The organism is Mesorhizobium sp. M7A.F.Ca.US.006.04.2.1 (assembly GCF_004022915.1).
GTDB lineage: Bacteria > Pseudomonadota > Alphaproteobacteria > Rhizobiales > Rhizobiaceae > Mesorhizobium > Mesorhizobium ciceri.
The window spans coordinates 1-1,461 of the sequence record NZ_RZQA01001177.1 but is presented as its reverse complement, the minus strand read 5'-3'; the positions used below and the strand labels follow the sequence as shown (position 1 = coordinate 1,461).

At 63.9% G+C, this 1,461-nt stretch carries 1 protein-coding gene; it reads left to right on the top strand.

Annotated features, from left to right (window positions below; all coding sequences use genetic code 11):
* The first annotated feature begins 238 nt into the window (after positions 1-238).
* Positions 239-1,420 carry a lytic murein transglycosylase gene (locus EN925_RS35540; protein ID WP_127388412.1) on the top strand — a complete coding sequence of 394 codons (1,182 nt, stop codon included), beginning with the start codon at positions 239-241 and terminating at the stop codon, positions 1,418-1,420.
* Positions 1,421-1,461 lie beyond the last annotated feature (41 nt).

Below are 1,461 nucleotides of genomic sequence, written 5' to 3'. Positions count from 1 at the left end.
GCCCTGGATCAAATCACTCCAGCAGAGCTTCCGTTGAACCGGTGCAACGGCAGCACTGCCCTGCATCAAATCACTCCAGCAGAGAAGCTGCCGCAGAACACCGTTGACACCGGGCCTGCCGCCTGCTTTTCGACACAGCCAGCGGTAAAGAGTGCAACCGCCGGTAATTCAGGGCGTTGGGCTTCCCGGGGGGGGGGAGCACAACAAATGACCCCCTGTTCGTTTCGAAAGGAAGCTGATGCGACTGCGTTCCAAAGTCCTCGCGGCTGCGCTGACCCTGTGCGCCACGGCCTTGCCGGCGATGGCGCAGGAATGCGGCGGCGACTTCGAATCCTGGAAGCAGGGCGTCGCCGCGGAAGCCAAGGCGGCCGGCGTAGGTGCAGTGGGTCTCGACGCCCTTGAAGCGGCAACCTTAGATGACAAGGTGTTGGCGCGCGACCGCGCCCAGGGCGTCTTCACCCAAACCTTTGTCGAGTTTTCCAACCGGATGATCTCGGCCTATCGCCTGAAGCAAGGTGCGGCGAACATGAAGAAATACGCGGATGTCTTCGCCCGCGCCGACCAGCAGTTCGGCGTCCAGGCGCCGATCATCGCCGCCTTCTGGGCGCTGGAGACCGATTTCGGCGCCGTGCAGGGCGACTTCCACACGCTGAGCGCCTTGGTGACGCTTTCCCATGATTGCCGCCGGCCGCAGCTCTTCCGGCAACAGCTGGTGCCGCTTCTGGAACTGATCGATCGCGGCGTGCTGCCGGTCGATGTCAGGGGCGCCTGGGCCGGCGAGATCGGCCAGACGCAGATCCTGCCCTCCGACTATCTGGCACGCGGCGTCGACGGCGACGGCGACGGCAAGATCGACCTGCGCGGCAGCGTGCCTGATGTGATCATGACCACTGCCAACAAGGTGCTGTCGCGCGGCTGGAAACGCGACCAGCCCTGGATCCAGGAAGTCCGCGTGCCCGAAGACATGCCGTGGGATCAGACCGGTCGCACCAACAAGCTGCCGCTGTCGCAGTGGGCGCAATGGGGCGTCACCTACCCCAGCGGCGCGCCGCTGGTCGACAACGGCCTGAAAGCAGGCCTCGCGCTGCCGATGGGCCGCAAGGGGCCAGCCTTCCTCGCCTACGACAATTTCGACGTTTATCTCGAATGGAACCAGTCCTTCACCTATGCGCTGACGGCAGCCAACCTTGCCGCACGGCTGGCAGGCGCGCCGCCGCTGGACCCGCGCAATCCCGAGACCGGTCTCAACAATGAGCAGATGAAGGCATTGCAGACCAAGCTGGAAGCCAAGGGCTACGATGTCGGCACCGTCGACGGCATTTTGGGTACCAACACCCGCGAGGCGATCCGCAAGGAGCAGACGCGGCTAGGTTTGCCGGTGGATGGCTGGCCGACGCCGGAGCTGTTGGGAAAATTATAGGGCAATAGGGCAGTAGGGCAAATTAGCCCGAAGCAGTGACT